Annotated in this window: 11 protein-coding genes and 14 tRNA genes; all 25 read left to right on the plus strand. The window is 47.1% G+C overall.

The window, feature by feature from the left end; translation table 11 throughout:
- Positions 1–154 precede the first annotated feature (154 nt).
- The gene (locus OCU77_RS02780; RefSeq protein ID WP_048900604.1) at positions 155–658 is read left to right on the plus strand and encodes a CinA family protein; all 504 of its coding nucleotides are present in this window, start codon (positions 155–157) and stop codon (positions 656–658) included.
- Positions 659–759: 101 nt separating this feature from the next.
- On the plus strand, positions 760–1,809 hold the full coding sequence (gene recA, locus OCU77_RS02785; RefSeq protein WP_107303059.1) for a recombinase RecA: 1,050 nt from the start codon (positions 760–762) through the stop codon (positions 1,807–1,809).
- A gap of 90 nt (positions 1,810–1,899) precedes the next feature.
- Positions 1,900–2,388 (plus strand): recombination regulator RecX, encoded by a 489-nt coding sequence (gene recX, locus OCU77_RS02790; protein ID WP_048900605.1) that lies wholly within the window; start codon positions 1,900–1,902, stop codon positions 2,386–2,388.
- 214 nt (positions 2,389–2,602) lie between these two features.
- Complete coding sequence (gene alaS, locus OCU77_RS02795; protein WP_048900606.1) at positions 2,603–5,224, plus strand: alanine--tRNA ligase; 2,622 nt, start codon at positions 2,603–2,605, stop codon at positions 5,222–5,224.
- A 15-nt stretch (positions 5,225–5,239) separates the two neighbouring features.
- The gene (locus OCU77_RS02800; RefSeq protein WP_048900607.1) at positions 5,240–6,418 is read left to right on the plus strand and encodes an aspartate kinase; all 1,179 of its coding nucleotides are present in this window, start codon (positions 5,240–5,242) and stop codon (positions 6,416–6,418) included.
- 83 nt (positions 6,419–6,501) lie between these two features.
- A complete protein-coding gene (csrA, locus tag OCU77_RS02805) occupies positions 6,502–6,699 on the plus strand; it encodes a carbon storage regulator CsrA (protein WP_048900608.1) in 198 nt (65 codons plus the stop codon).
- 231 nt (positions 6,700–6,930) lie between these two features.
- Positions 6,931–7,022, plus strand: a tRNA-Ser gene (locus OCU77_RS02810).
- 38 nt (positions 7,023–7,060) lie between these two features.
- Positions 7,061–7,137: transfer RNA gene (locus tag OCU77_RS02815), tRNA-Arg, on the plus strand.
- A gap of 70 nt (positions 7,138–7,207) precedes the next feature.
- Positions 7,208–7,284 (plus strand) — tRNA-Arg (locus tag OCU77_RS02820).
- A 12-nt stretch (positions 7,285–7,296) separates the two neighbouring features.
- Positions 7,297–7,388, plus strand: a tRNA-Ser gene (locus OCU77_RS02825).
- A 93-nt stretch (positions 7,389–7,481) separates the two neighbouring features.
- Positions 7,482–7,558: transfer RNA gene (locus tag OCU77_RS02830), tRNA-Arg, on the plus strand.
- Positions 7,559–7,609: 51 nt separating this feature from the next.
- Positions 7,610–7,686, plus strand: a tRNA-Arg gene (locus OCU77_RS02835).
- Positions 7,687–7,737: 51 nt separating this feature from the next.
- Positions 7,738–7,814, plus strand: a tRNA-Arg gene (locus OCU77_RS02840).
- A 51-nt stretch (positions 7,815–7,865) separates the two neighbouring features.
- A tRNA-Arg gene (locus OCU77_RS02845) sits at positions 7,866–7,942 on the plus strand.
- A 51-nt stretch (positions 7,943–7,993) separates the two neighbouring features.
- Positions 7,994–8,070 (plus strand) — tRNA-Arg (locus OCU77_RS02850).
- Between the two features lie 51 nt (positions 8,071–8,121).
- A tRNA-Arg gene (locus OCU77_RS02855) sits at positions 8,122–8,198 on the plus strand.
- A gap of 51 nt (positions 8,199–8,249) precedes the next feature.
- Positions 8,250–8,326: transfer RNA gene (locus OCU77_RS02860), tRNA-Arg, on the plus strand.
- A gap of 56 nt (positions 8,327–8,382) precedes the next feature.
- Positions 8,383–8,459: transfer RNA gene (locus OCU77_RS02865), tRNA-Arg, on the plus strand.
- Between the two features lie 12 nt (positions 8,460–8,471).
- A tRNA-Ser gene (locus OCU77_RS02870) sits at positions 8,472–8,563 on the plus strand.
- Positions 8,564–8,649: 86 nt separating this feature from the next.
- Positions 8,650–8,726 (plus strand) — tRNA-Arg (locus OCU77_RS02875).
- Positions 8,727–9,371: 645 nt separating this feature from the next.
- Positions 9,372–9,623 (plus strand): oxaloacetate decarboxylase subunit gamma, encoded by a 252-nt coding sequence (locus OCU77_RS02880; RefSeq protein ID WP_048900838.1) that lies wholly within the window; start codon positions 9,372–9,374, stop codon positions 9,621–9,623.
- Between the two features lie 39 nt (positions 9,624–9,662).
- Positions 9,663–11,447, plus strand: coding sequence for a sodium-extruding oxaloacetate decarboxylase subunit alpha (oadA, locus tag OCU77_RS02885; protein ID WP_048900837.1), 1,785 nt, complete (start codon positions 9,663–9,665; stop codon positions 11,445–11,447).
- A 10-nt stretch (positions 11,448–11,457) separates the two neighbouring features.
- The gene (locus OCU77_RS02890; protein WP_048900836.1) at positions 11,458–12,591 is read left to right on the plus strand and encodes a sodium ion-translocating decarboxylase subunit beta; all 1,134 of its coding nucleotides are present in this window, start codon (positions 11,458–11,460) and stop codon (positions 12,589–12,591) included.
- A gap of 139 nt (positions 12,592–12,730) precedes the next feature.
- On the plus strand, positions 12,731–13,714 hold the full coding sequence (locus OCU77_RS02895) for an NADP-dependent oxidoreductase (RefSeq protein WP_244915187.1): 984 nt from the start codon (positions 12,731–12,733) through the stop codon (positions 13,712–13,714).
- A complete protein-coding gene (locus tag OCU77_RS02900; protein ID WP_048900835.1) occupies positions 13,711–14,145 on the plus strand; it encodes a YqaA family protein in 435 nt (144 codons plus the stop codon). Before OCU77_RS02895 ends, OCU77_RS02900 begins: the two co-directional genes overlap by 4 nt.
- The last annotated feature ends 7 nt before the right edge of the window (positions 14,146–14,152 follow it).

Raw genomic sequence — 14,152 nt, forward strand, 5'->3', positions numbered from 1 at the left:
CCAGATGAAATTCTGGAGAGTAAGGATACGTGAATCCGATCTAGTGGCAAAGTGGTAGCGAGGATTTTCTTCGTGATCACGAGGCGTTACTATCAAGAAGCCGTAGAGTCGAAAGACATCAGGGGAACGGCATCATCATAGTCAGGAGCACATCATGGAATCCACACTACAATTAGCCATAGCATTAGGTGAAGCTTTGCGTAAACAGGGTTGGGTAGCGACCACCGCCGAGTCTTGTACTGGCGGTGGTGTTTCGGCTGCGATTACAGACATTGCAGGCAGTTCAGCCTGGTTTGATCGCGCATTTATTACTTACACTAACGAAGCCAAACAGCAAATGCTGGGGGTAACTGAACAAGCCTTGATTGCGGAAGGTGCGGTGAGTGAAACCGTGGTGGAGCAAATGGCAACAGGGGCGTTAACGCACTCCTTGGCTGATATTAGTGTCGCCATCAGTGGTATTGCTGGGCCGACAGGAGGCACAGCCACCAAACCTGTTGGGACTGTCTGTTTTGGCTGGGCAGATAAGACGGGGTGGCAGCAGCAAATGACCTGTTTATTTGCCGGTGATCGTGCTCAAGTTCGAGCGCAAGCGGTGGAAAAAGCCTTAACGGGAATGGTAGAACGCTTGCAGGGCTTGGGTTCGCCAGTGATCTAAGGCTATTTACCATAAAAAAAATTCAACCAGTGCTAGACACTGTATGAATAGACAGTATACTAAGCCCATCAACCTTATTTCATCATCCGTTGGAGAGTCGAATGGACGACAACAAACAGAAGGCTCTTGCCGCAGCGTTAGGCCAGATTGAAAAGCAATTTGGTAAAGGTTCAATCATGAAGTTGGGCGATAACCGCACAATGGATATTGAAACTGTTTCTACAGGCTCATTGTCACTGGATATCGCACTGGGTGCTGGTGGCTTACCAATGGGACGTATTGTTGAAATTTATGGTCCTGAATCATCAGGTAAAACAACATTAACGCTTGAAGCGATTGCATGCGCACAAAAAGCCGGTAAGACCTGTGCTTTCATCGATGCAGAGCATGCACTTGATCCTATCTACGCACAAAAGCTAGGTGTAGATATCGACCAACTTTTGGTTTCTCAACCAGATACCGGTGAGCAAGCACTAGAGATTTGTGATGCATTAGCACGTTCTGGCGCCGTTGATTTGATCGTTGTCGATTCCGTTGCTGCCCTAACGCCAAAAGCTGAAATCGAAGGCGAAATGGGTGACTCTCACATGGGTCTGCAAGCACGTATGCTGTCACAAGCGATGCGTAAGTTAACGGGTAACCTAAAGCAGTCTAACTGTATGTGTATCTTCATTAACCAAATCCGTATGAAGATTGGTGTAATGTTTGGTAACCCTGAAACAACCACGGGTGGTAACGCACTGAAATTCTACGCTTCTGTACGTCTTGATATTCGCCGTACCGGTGCAATCAAAGATGGCGACGAAGTGGTGGGTAATGAAACCCGCATTAAAGTTGTGAAGAACAAAATTGCTGCACCATTTAAACAAGCTGAGACTCAAATCCTCTATGGCCAAGGCTTTAACCGTAACGGTGAGCTGATTGACCTAGGTGTGAAGCACAAGCTGGTTGAAAAAGCAGGTGCATGGTACAGCTACAAAGGCGATAAAATTGGCCAAGGTAAAGCGAACTCTTGTAAGTACCTTGTTGAAAACCCAGCAATTGCCGCTGAAATTGAAAAATCACTGCGCGATATGCTGCTAAGTAAAGAGCCACTGGCTGAAGACGAAAGCGTTGAAGATATCGATGCTGCAGAAGGCGAAGCGTTTTAATTAACGGCCTTATGGCTTCAGTGAAGCGATAGATGAATTAATGACGGGCTCTGTATGAAAATACAGGGCCCGTTTTATTTGGATTGAATAATGACTGAGAACACTTCAAGCAACTCCAAAGGGAGAGCGAAACCGAAGAAATCGGTAAAAGAGGCCGCTGTCGGGTATTTATCGCGTCGCGACCATGCTGAAAAAGAGCTACGGCAAAAGCTCATAGCGAGAGGCTATAGTGCAGAAGAGGTCGATCAGGCGATTGATTTTTGCCAAGACTATAACTGGCTCAATGATGTGCGCTACGCCAGCATCACGGTGAGAAATGGTATTGCAAAAGGCTGGGGGGAATTACGGATCCAGCAAGAAATGGCAATGAAAGGGGTCGAGAGCAGTGTCATAGATCAAGTACTCGAAGCCGCAGATATTGATTGGAACCAACATGCTTGCGAGGTCGCGCAGCGCAAATTTGGTCAAACCCCGATAGATACGCCGAAAGAAAAAGCAAAGCGTTATCGCTTTATGCAGTCTCGCGGCTTTAATTTTGACCAGATCGCTTATGCATTCGGTCAAGATGAAGAATATTAAAGAATCCCACCTTTTATTACGGTTTTTCGCAACATAACATTTCCAGTTACTGCCACCGTTGTTTTACAATAGCCCCCAAAAAATTTATCTTAGAGCGATTCGACTCCTTGCATTAGCCTGGTTTGCAGCAAACTGTAGATTGAGGTACTGCCAAGGGAATCGCTTTACGTGATTATTCTGTCATCAATACAAAGCATTTATTCAGGATTTGCCAATGTACATGAGCACTGATGAGATTCGCCGTGCGTTTCTTGCGTTTTTTGAGAGCAAGGGCCACCAAATTGTGGAAAGCTCTTCGCTTGTACCTGCGAACGACCCAACGTTGTTGTTCACTAACGCCGGTATGAACCAATTTAAAGACACTTTTCTAGGTCTTGAAAAGCGTAACTACACACGAGCGACAACTGCTCAGCGTTGTGTACGTGCGGGTGGTAAACACAATGACCTTGAGAATGTTGGCTTTACAGCACGTCACCATACGTTTTTTGAAATGCTGGGTAACTTCAGCTTCGGTGATTACTTCAAGCAAGATGCGATCAAGTACGCGTGGGAATTCCTAACGGTTATCTTGAAGCTGCCAGAAGAGCGCCTGCTTGTAACTATCTATGAAACCGATGATGAAGCGTTCGAGATCTGGAACAAAGAAATGGGTATTCCAGCCGACCGTATCGTTCGCATTGGTGACAACAAAGGTGCACCGTACGCGTCAGATAACTTCTGGCAGATGGGTGACACAGGCCCTTGTGGTCCTTGTACTGAAATTTTCTACGATCACGGTGAGCACATTTGGGGCGGCCGCCCTGGTACGCCTGAAGAAGATGGCGACCGTTTCATCGAGATCTGGAACAACGTATTCATGCAATTCAACCGTCAAGCTGACGGTACAATGGAACCGCTGCCTAAGCCTTCTGTTGATACAGGTATGGGTATCGAGCGTATTGCTGCAATCATGCAGGGCGTTCACTCAAACTATGAAATCGATATTTTCCAAACGCTGATTAAAGAGTCTGCGAAAGTTATCGGTCACGATGACTTATCTAACCAATCACTGCGTGTTGTGGCTGACCACATCCGTTCGTGTGCCTTCCTAATCGTTGATGGCGTGATGCCTTCAAACGAAGGCCGTGGTTACGTACTTCGCCGTATTATTCGTCGTGCAGTTCGTCACGGTAACAAGCTAGGTGCACAGGGTGCATTCTTCTACAAACTTGTTGGTCCTTTAGCTGAAATCATGGGTACTGCCGGTGAAGAGCTGAAGAAGCAGCAAGAGATTGTCGAAAAAGTACTGAAAATCGAAGAAGACAACTTTGGTCGTACACTTGACCGTGGTTTAGCAATCCTAAGCGAAGCACTAGAAAGCCTTGATGGTAAAGTATTAGACGGTGAAACTGTCTTCAAACTTTACGATACATACGGCTTCCCAGCTGATTTAACCAACGATGTTGCGCGTGAGCGTGGTTACTCAATCGATGAAGATGGCTTTAACGAAGCGATGGAAGCGCAGCGTCAACGTGCTCGTGAAGCGGGTTCATTTGGCGTTGATTACAATAACGCGATCAAAGTTGATGCATCGACTGAGTTCTGTGGTTACACAGCCACTCAAGGTGAAGGTGAGGTTGTTGCACTGTACCGCGATGGTGAAGCTGTCGATAGTGTGAATGCTGGCGATGAAGCGCTTATCGTTCTAGATAATACGCCTTTCTATGCTGAATCAGGCGGCCAATGTGGTGATGCTGGTGTGATCAGTGCTGCTGGTATTAAGTTTGACGTTGCAGATACTCAAAAATTCAGCGATGCTATCGGCCATTCTGGCATAGTGGCTGAAGGGACTATCAAGGTTGGCGATAAAGTAACAACAAATGTTGATGCTGCTCGTCGTCAAGCGATTAGCTTAAACCACTCAGCAACACACTTACTGCATTCAGCATTGCGTAACCTATTAGGTGACCACGTTGCACAGAAAGGTTCTTTAGTTAAAGCGGATTCACTGCGTTTTGACTTTTCTCACCTTGAAGGCGTGAAAGCGGAAGAACTTCGCGAAGTTGAGCGCGTTGTGAACGAGCAAATTCGTTTGAACCACACGATTGAAACGAACGTGATGGACATTGAATCGGCGAAAGAAAAAGGTGCAATGGCACTATTCGGCGAGAAGTATGATGACGAAGTACGTGTGCTAAGCATGGGTGAGTTCTCAACTGAGCTTTGTGGTGGTATCCACGCCGCGAACACGGGTGATATTGGTCTATTTAAGATTGTATCTGAAGGTGGTATCGCAGCAGGTATTCGCCGTATTGAAGCGGTTACCGGTGCAGGTGCGATTGCAGCATTGCATGCTCAAGAAGCGCTACTGTCTGAAACGGCAAGCCTAGTGAAATCTGACGCAGCCTCAGTGGCGAGTAAAGTCGGTGCGCTGGTTGCACACAGTAAGCAACTAGAAAAAGAAATTCAGCAACTGAAAGATAAGTTAGCAGCGCAAGAAGGCGCGGATCTTATTAATCAGGCGCAAGAAATTAACGGCGTAAAAGTGTTAATTTCTAAGCTAGATGGAGCGGATAACAAAGCACTACGTGGCATGGTTGATGAATTGAAAAACCAACTAGGTAGTGGTGTTGTTGTTCTTGGTAATGTAAACGGCGACAAGGTAGGCCTTATCGCTGGCGTAACCAAAGATCTTATCGGCAAAGTTAAAGCTGGCGAGCTAGTTAACCTAGTGGCGCAGCAAGTTGGTGGTAAGGGCGGTGGTCGTCCTGATATGGCACAAGCAGGTGGTACTGATGCAGCGGCACTGCCAGCGGCATTAGAGTCTGTAACACCTTGGTTAGCTGAAAAACTGTAAAACTGGAGAGGTGAAGTGGCACTATTGGTGCAGAAATTTGGTGGTACTTCGGTCGGTAGTATCGAACGTATTGAAGCGGTGGCTGAGCGTGTTATTCAAACACGCCAGCTTGGTCATAAAGTAGTTGTTGTTCTGTCGGCAATGTCAGGCGAAACGAATCGCCTGCTGGGCTTAGCAAAGCAAATTGATGAGGTGCCAACACCTCGTGAGTTAGATGTCTTGCTAACGGCTGGAGAGCAGGTCTCTATAGCGCTATTGGCGATGGCCATTAATAAACGAGGCTTCAATGCTGTTTCGATGACAGCAGATCAAGTCACTATTCGAACGGATAATGCATTTAATAATGCCAATATCATATCGATAGATACAGACAGACTGGAAAGCCAACTCGATCAAGGAAAGATTGTGATTGTCGCTGGCTTTCAGGGGCGTGATAGCGATAACAATATTACGACTCTCGGCCGCGGTGGTTCTGATACCACGGCGGTTGCAGTTGCGGGTGCGTTGAAGGCTGATGAATGTCAGATCTTTACGGACGTGGATGGGGTATACACGACCGACCCACGTATCGTACCTTCAGCCACTCGATTACCAGAGATTCATTTTGATCACATGCAAACAATGGCTGCATGTGGTGCAAAAGTGCTACAATTACAGTCAGTTGAATATGCGCGTATGCATAAAGTGCCCTTGAGAGTACTTTCTTCGTTTGAAGAAGGTGAGGGGACACTGGTTAACCTTGAAACGCAGTTCTCACCCGTGATGGTTGGGATTGCGTTACAGCGTCAACAAGCTCTAATTCATCTTGATGTGCCACTGGCTGAAGTACAGCAACAAGCTGAACTGTTTGGTTTACAGCTTTGGGCTGTTGCAAATACAGTACAGAGTGCACAAATTGTTGTCGCTAATGATGATTTAGCACGGCTACGGCTAGTGTTTGATAATAAAATGCGCCATATTAGTGATGTATCGACCCTGTCAATGGTTGGTGATAATGTTGTAACGGTTGCAGACGCTGTCGTGACAATATTAGGCAACACGAATATTCAGGTGCATCATAACAAGCAAATGACTGATTGCGTTTCGTTGTTAATCGATGAAACTGACCATCAAACCGCTGTTGAAGTTATTCATAGCCAGTTTGTTGTGAATCAGGAACTTTTGGGCAATCCATCACTTCTAGCGGTTTCTTGAGTGGGAACTATTTACGAAGTCGTAAAATTTGTTGGATAATGCTCGTTAATACTTATAGAAGAGATTACTCAAGGAGCACATGAATGCTAATTCTGACTCGTCGCGTAGGTGAGACGCTAATGATTGGTGACGAAGTAACTGTCACTGTACTGGGTGTTAAAGGCAACCAAGTTCGCATCGGCGTTAATGCACCGAAAGAAGTTTCTGTACACCGTGAAGAGATTTACATGCGAATCCAAGCGGAAAAAGAAACTGGAACACCAAATACTGGTAACTTCTAATTTCGAGGAAGGTCGGCCTATTGATTGCTGGCCTTTTTTGTATCTGGCGGAAAATAATTCCTCCACCATTTTACTGCTAAATCAGACGCAAATTAGTTAGATAGCTCACAACAATGTCCGATTAAGTACCTTCTTGGTTACTTACTGCGCATACGTGAGTTTGTGGGGCTTTTTTCTCAATAAAGTGTTTGACTTATTTTTGGCTGGCAGTAATATGAGCCCCCGCAACACGGTGAGGTGGCCGAGAGGCTGAAGGCGCTCCCCTGCTAAGGGAGTATACGGTTTATCCCGTATCGAGGGTTCGAATCCCTCCTTCACCGCCATTATCTTTTTAATGGTGTTGCAACAAAGAAATGACGGAGCGCGCGTAGCTCAGCTGGATAGAGTACCTGGCTACGAACCAGGCGGTCGGAGGTTCGAATCCTCCCGCGCGCACCATTCTTTCTTTTACAATTTAAACGACAGTGAAGTGTGATTCGTTCCTTTCATTGTGGTAAAACAAATAAGTGCGCGCGTAGCTCAGCTGGATAGAGTACCTGGCTACGAACCAGGCGGTCGGAGGTTCGAATCCTCCCGCGCGCACCATCGAATTTGTGTGGTGAGGTGGCCGAGAGGCTGAAGGCGCTCCCCTGCTAAGGGAGTATACGGTTTATCCCGTATCGAGGGTTCGAATCCCTCCTTCACCGCCATTCATTCGTTGTTTCTGGCGTTTAATCAATGTGATTGATGGCATAAACAACCAGTATCTTTTCTTAGTAAGAAGATACAAGGCAACACCCGGAGCGCGCGTAGCTCAGCTGGATAGAGTACCTGGCTACGAACCAGGCGGTCGGAGGTTCGAATCCTCCCGCGCGCACCATTATTTATAAGCAGTGATAGCTTCAATGTTATCGTTGTAGCAATACTCGGAGCGCGCGTAGCTCAGCTGGATAGAGTACCTGGCTACGAACCAGGCGGTCGGAGGTTCGAATCCTCCCGCGCGCACCATTATTTATAAGCAGTGATAGCCTCAATGTTATCGTTGTAGCAATACCCGGAGCGCGCGTAGCTCAGCTGGATAGAGTACCTGGCTACGAACCAGGCGGTCGGAGGTTCGAATCCTCCCGCGCGCACCATTATTTATAAGCAGTGATAGCTTCAATGTTATCGTTGTAGCAACACCCGGAGCGCGCGTAGCTCAGCTGGATAGAGTACCTGGCTACGAACCAGGCGGTCGGAGGTTCGAATCCTCCCGCGCGCACCATTATTTATAAGCAGTGATAGCTTCAATGTTATCGTTGTAGCAACACCCGGAGCGCGCGTAGCTCAGCTGGATAGAGTACCTGGCTACGAACCAGGCGGTCGGAGGTTCGAATCCTCCCGCGCGCACCATTATTTATAAGCAGTGATAGCTTCAATGTTATCGTTGTAGCAACACCCGGAGCGCGCGTAGCTCAGCTGGATAGAGTACCTGGCTACGAACCAGGCGGTCGGAGGTTCGAATCCTCCCGCGCGCACCATTATTTATAAGCAGTGATAGCCTCAATGTTATCGTTGTAGCAACACCCGGAGCGCGCGTAGCTCAGCTGGATAGAGTACCTGGCTACGAACCAGGCGGTCGGAGGTTCGAATCCTCCCGCGCGCACCATTATTGATAAGCAGTGATAACTTCAATGTTATCTTTGTTGTAACACAGAATTTAGTGCGCGCGTAGCTCAGCTGGATAGAGTACCTGGCTACGAACCAGGCGGTCGGAGGTTCGAATCCTCCCGCGCGCACCATCGAATTTGTGTGGTGAGGTGGCCGAGAGGCTGAAGGCGCTCCCCTGCTAAGGGAGTATACGGTTTATCCCGTATCGAGGGTTCGAATCCCTCCTTCACCGCCATTCTTTCGCTATTCGACAAATACCTCAGTATTTAGAGTTTAGCTTGTTATCTCTTATAGCGAGAAGATAACAGAGTAACAAACCGTGCGCGCGTAGCTCAGCTGGATAGAGTACCTGGCTACGAACCAGGCGGTCGGAGGTTCGAATCCTCCCGCGCGCACCATCATTTAAAAGCTCAGCTTAGGCTGGGCTTTTTTTATATCTATTCTGCGGCACTACACGCTTCTATTTCTTCATGCCACGAGCACTAAATTGCGTGCCATCTCGCATTTTTCTATTTTCCTTCGCTCTTTTTCTATTTTGCTTGGCAATAGGCTGAATCCGTTAATTTGCTATCTAGTGATGATATTAGTATCAAGGTGTTGCGTCCCCTTTGATCCTTAGCGGAAAAATGTACCAAAGCCGTAAATGCTACTATTTTTGGTGGTGAAGCTTGGTGTCTTGAGCTGTTTTTAGCCATATTCATTGAAAATGTTAGCTGTCAGTCTTGTGGGTAAAGCATTGATTTAGGATCGCAACTGCTGATTATTTCTTTTCTAGAGTTACGATTACGTCAACGTCAATTTATCTTCTGCTGTTTATATATCTCACTGTTCTATATGGCTTTAAATTATTACTTCGTTTTTGCTTTTTGAGTGACTAGTGATTTATCTGGCAGAAATGTCATTGTTTTTACGACTTAGTGGCAATTATGGAAAAATCAGAGTAATTGCGGTGTTTTTATTGCTGGTTTGTTAATCGGTTTGACTTGTTTTTGTTTGTCGTGATAATGCTTAACCGCCAGTCACAATAATGAAAGGAAGCAATAATGACTGATTTAGCGAGTGTGCTAGTAGAAGCGGCAACCATCATGATCACAGGAATGGTCGTGGTGTTTGTGTTTTTAAGCATCCTGATTTTTTTAGTTCAGCTTATGGCGAAATTTGCCCCTGCCGATCCCGAGGTCGCGGATAAAACGACATCGTCTCAGCCTACGGCAAAAAGTACAGATACGGTACAACCCGAGATCATTGCTGCGATTTCTGCAGCGGTTAACCAGTATCGTCAACGTCGAGCTTGAATGTTTTAGGACACGGTTTATTACAAGGAGTTTGCGAGCATGTCTAAACCTTTAGCGATAACAGACGTCGTATTACGCGACGCTCATCAATCATTATTTGCCACCCGTCTTCGTCTTGAAGATATGTTACCGATTGCCGAACAGCTTGATAATGTTGGTTATTGGTCGTTAGAAACATGGGGAGGGGCAACCTTCGACGCCTGCATTCGTTACCTTGGTGAAGATCCTTGGGAGCGCTTACGAGCCTTAAAGCAGGCGATGCCCAAAACCCCGATGCAGATGCTACTGCGTGGTCAAAACTTACTGGGGTATCGCCATTACGGCGATGATGTGGTTGAGAAGTTTGTTGAACGTGCTCACCATAATGGGATGGATGTGTTTCGTATTTTCGATGCGATGAATGACGTCCGTAATTTTGAAAAGGCGATAAAGGCCACGGTTGATGTCGGTGCACATGCCCAAGGCACCATTTCTTACACTACGAGCCCAGTTCATACGATAGATACTTGGTTAGACCTTGCTAAACGCCTTGAAGATTTGGGTTGCCACTCACTATGTATTAAAGACATGTCAGGGCTTTTAAAGCCTTATGAAGCATTTGAGCTGATTTCGCGTATTAAAGCCTCATGTGATGTGCCTTTAGCACTGCATTGCCATGCAACAACTGGGCTCTCTACGGCAACGGCTGTCAAAGCCGCAGAAGCAGGCTTAGATATTCTCGATACTTCGGTATCGTCAATGAGCCAAACCTATGGTCATACCCCAACTGAAACCGTTATTGCGATGCTAGAAGGCACTGAGCGTGATACCGATTTAGACCTTGAGCAGTTAGAGCCTATTTCGGCATATTTCCGTGAGGTACGTAAAAAGTACGCCAAGTTTGAAGGCAGTTTGAAAGGGATTGATGCGCGTATTTTATTGGCGCAAGTGCCCGGTGGCATGTTAACCAATATGGAAAGCCAGTTGAAAGAGCAAGGTGCAGCCGATCGTTTTGATGAGGTATTGGCAGAGATCCCAAGGGTGCGTGAAGATTTGGGCTTTATTCCTCTGGTGACGCCAACCTCGCAAATTGTAGGTACTCAGGCGGTCTTAAATGTATTAACAGGTGAGCGCTATAAGAGTATTACCAAAGAAACTGCGGGTGTATTAAAAGGTGAATACGGTAAAGCGCCTGCGGCTGTAAATGCAGAGCTGCAAGCCAAAGTCTTAGCCGGTGCAGAGCCGATTACATGCCGCCCTGCTGATCTGATTGATGATGAACTCGCGGTGCTAACCGCAGAATTGACGACGAAAGCAAAAGAAGAACAGATCTCGCTGGCTGAACAGCAAGTGGATGATGTACTGACTTATGCTTTGTTCCCACAAGTCGGCCTGAATTTCCTTAAGAATCGTAATAACCCAGCTGCGTTTGAACCTGCGCCACAGCTTGAGCCTGTCGCTTCTGGTGAACACGACTCGACACCTGTTGTCGCAACGGGGGGGATTGAAGCATATAGCGTGAAAGTGAACGGCCAGGTTTATGATGTGGAAGTTGGCCCAAGTGGTGAATTGACCTCTGTTGTATCAGCCCCTACTGCTAGCAGTGCACCCGCAGCGCCAGCGGCGAGTGAGGCTGAATCGATTGCCGCGCCATTGGCGGGTAATATTTTTAAAATCAACGTACAGCCGGGTCACCAAGTATCGGAAGGTGATGTCTTGGTGATATTGGAAGCAATGAAAATGGAAACCGAAGTGCGCGCTGCACGTAGTGGGGTGATCCAAGCGTTGCATGTCAAAGAGGGTGACTCGGTATCGGTAGGCTCACCGATTTTGAGCTTAGTGTAAGAGGCATACCATGGATGGTTTATTGAAACTCTGGTCGGAGACTGGAATCGCAAACTTTGAGTTTGGCCAGATCGTCATGATGATCGTGGGCTTTGGCTTACTGTTTTTGGCAATTCGAAAAGGTTTTGAGCCTTTGTTGTTATTGCCGATAGGCTTTGGGGCAATTTTAGCGAATATCCCCAATGCTGGCTTTACCGAAGAAGGTGGCTTGTTGTACTACATCTACCACGTAGGGATTGAAACCGGTATTTTCCCGCTTTTGATCTTTATGGGGGTGGGGGCCATGACGGACTTTGGCGCTTTGATTGCTAACCCCAAAACCCTATTACTCGGTGCTGCGGCACAGTTTGGTATCTTCTTCACTCTGTTTGGTGCGATCTTACTGAACTTGGTGCCTGGGATGGAGTTTAGTATGGCGGATGCATCATCGATCGCCATCATAGGTGGTGCTGACGGCCCTACGGCGATCTTCCTCGCCAGCCGATTGTCGCCTGATTTGCTTGGTGCTATCGCTGTTGCCGCGTACAGTTATATGGCGTTGGTTCCTATTATTCAGCCACCGATCATGAAAGCGTTAACGTCACCGGAAGAGCGTAAGATCAAAATGCAACAGCTACGTCATGTCAGCAAAGCAGAAAAGATCTTATTCCCATTGGCTGTGTTGATGATGACCGTCTTTTTCTTACCTTCAGCTACGCCTTTAGTAGGCATGTTCTGTTTAGGTAACTTGATGCGTGAATCTGGTGTCGTGGATCGTTTATCTAACACGGTACAGAATGAATTAATCAATGTGGTGACCATCATGCTTGGCCTCGGTGTGGGGTCAAAACTGGAAGCGGATACCTTCTTGCAGCTTGAAACCTTAGGTATTCTATTATTAGGTGCGGTGGCGTTTAGCGTCGGGACTGGCGGCGGGGTGTTAATGGCGAAGCTGCTTAACCGCTTTAGTAAAGAAGATATTAACCCACTTATTGGTGCGGCTGGCGTGTCTGCTGTACCTATGGCAGCCCGCGTGGTGAACAAGGTTGGGCTAGAGTCTAACCCTCAGAACTTCCTATTAATGCATGCGATGGGGCCTAATGTTGCGGGTGTACTCGGATCGGCAGTTGCGGCTGGTATTTTATTAGCTTTAGTCAGTCCGTAGGTAAAATAGGTATTCCGACATATATTGAAACGGGTAGCAATAAGCTGCCCGTTTTTTTTGCGCGACGAGTTAGGTATAACTAGACCCATAAGAGTAGGATGAGTGTTATCTCTGCTCACAGCCCGATAAGGAAAAAATCATGGCTTTCTATCCAATGGCTTCGCTTCCCGCTTCGACTCAACAACTCGCTATCACTGCATTTGGTGAAGCCAATACGCTGCAGCTGCAAACCTCTGTGTTACCCGAGCCACAAGATGACCAAGTGATGGTTGCTGTAGACTTTTCTAGTGTAAACCCGATTGATGCAAAAACACGTGCAGGATTAGGTTGGGCTGCAGCACAGAATCAAAATAATTTGCCTTGGGTACCAGGCTATGACATTGCTGGCCATGTTGCAGCCGTCGGTGACAATGTGACCCATCTAGTCGTAGGGGAACGTGTTAGTGGTTTTATTGGCTTCCCGCTTGAGGGCGGTGCGTATAGCCAGTATGTCAATGTGGCGGCGGCAGATCTGAGTATCTTGCCTGATAATGTATCGCTGCAAGCAGCTGCAAGTTTACCCTTAGCCGGACAAACGGCATGGCAAGCTCTCGATAAAGTGAAAGTTAACGCCAATGATCGGGTCTTAATTTTGGCTGGTGCGGGTGGTGTCGGTCATATTGCGGTGCAATTGGCTGTTGCCAAGCAAGCGCAGGTATTTGCGACGGGCTCTGCGGATAATCAAGCCTTCATTGAACAGCTCGGGGCAACGGCGATCGATTACCGCCAAGGTGAGCTGATGGAACAAGTTGAACCTGTTGATGTCCTGATCGATTTAATGGGGGGCGAAGTTGGTTTAGCTGCATTGGCAGCAGTGAAGCCTGGCGGTCGGGTAGTGACGATCCCTACGATCACTGCCGATCAAGTGTGTCAGCAAGCCGAAGCGCTAGGGTTAAGGGCTGAAGGCATGTTGGTGAGCCCTAATATTGAACAAAATAACGCTATGCTTGAAATGATCGCGCAAGGTCAGTTGAGTGTTGAGGTTGCGGTAACCTATCCGCTCGCGGAAGGGGTTAAGGCGCATCAACACATAGAGTCAGGACGTACTCGCGGCAAAGTTTTATTGGCAGTCAGTAATACATGATTTCAACATTAGTAAATGGCGACTCAGCGTTATGGGTGTTGTTTTCAACCGGTTTTTTGAGTGCCACCTTATTGCCTGGCGGCTCTGAAGCGAACTTAGTTGCCACATTGAAATTAGGCGATAACGCAGTATGGCTAGTTGTTACGGTTGCGACGTTGGGGAATACCCTTGGCGGTATGACCAATTATTGGCTAGGTAGATTACTACCAGATAAAACTTCTGATGAAAAACAGGGTCATAGAGCTTTATTATGGCTTAAAAAGTACGGTTACTGGTCATTGTTCTTTAGCTGGCTGCCTATCATTGGTGATCCCCTCTGTCTTGCTGCAGGTTGGTTGCGAATGCATCATTGGCTCAGTTTTCTCATTATTATGATTGGTAAAGCGCTACGTTACTCCGTGTTGGCCATGATTGTGGTTGGCTTTTTATAAGGATGTC

The sequence above is a fragment of the Photobacterium swingsii genome (assembly GCF_024346715.1).
Taxonomy (GTDB): Bacteria; Pseudomonadota; Gammaproteobacteria; order Enterobacterales; family Vibrionaceae; genus Photobacterium; species Photobacterium swingsii.

Bases quoted from the DNA above. Each gene is read 5' to 3' on its own strand.
- OCU77_RS02780 (WP_048900604.1), top strand. From the start codon at position 155: ATGGAATCCACACTACAATTAGCCATAGCATTAGGTGAAGCTTTGCGT.
- recA (WP_107303059.1), top strand. From the start codon at position 760: ATGGACGACAACAAACAGAAGGCTCTTGCCGCAGCGTTAGGCCAGATT.
- recX (WP_048900605.1), top strand. From the start codon at position 1,900: ATGACTGAGAACACTTCAAGCAACTCCAAAGGGAGAGCGAAACCGAAG.
- alaS (WP_048900606.1), top strand. From the start codon at position 2,603: ATGTACATGAGCACTGATGAGATTCGCCGTGCGTTTCTTGCGTTTTTT.
- csrA (WP_048900608.1), top strand. From the start codon at position 6,502: ATGCTAATTCTGACTCGTCGCGTAGGTGAGACGCTAATGATTGGTGAC.
- OCU77_RS02880 (WP_048900838.1), top strand. From the start codon at position 9,372: ATGACTGATTTAGCGAGTGTGCTAGTAGAAGCGGCAACCATCATGATC.
- oadA (WP_048900837.1), top strand. From the start codon at position 9,663: ATGTCTAAACCTTTAGCGATAACAGACGTCGTATTACGCGACGCTCAT.
- OCU77_RS02890 (WP_048900836.1), top strand. From the start codon at position 11,458: ATGGATGGTTTATTGAAACTCTGGTCGGAGACTGGAATCGCAAACTTT.
- OCU77_RS02895 (WP_244915187.1), top strand. From the start codon at position 12,731: ATGGCTTTCTATCCAATGGCTTCGCTTCCCGCTTCGACTCAACAACTC.
- OCU77_RS02900 (WP_048900835.1), top strand. From the start codon at position 13,711: ATGATTTCAACATTAGTAAATGGCGACTCAGCGTTATGGGTGTTGTTT.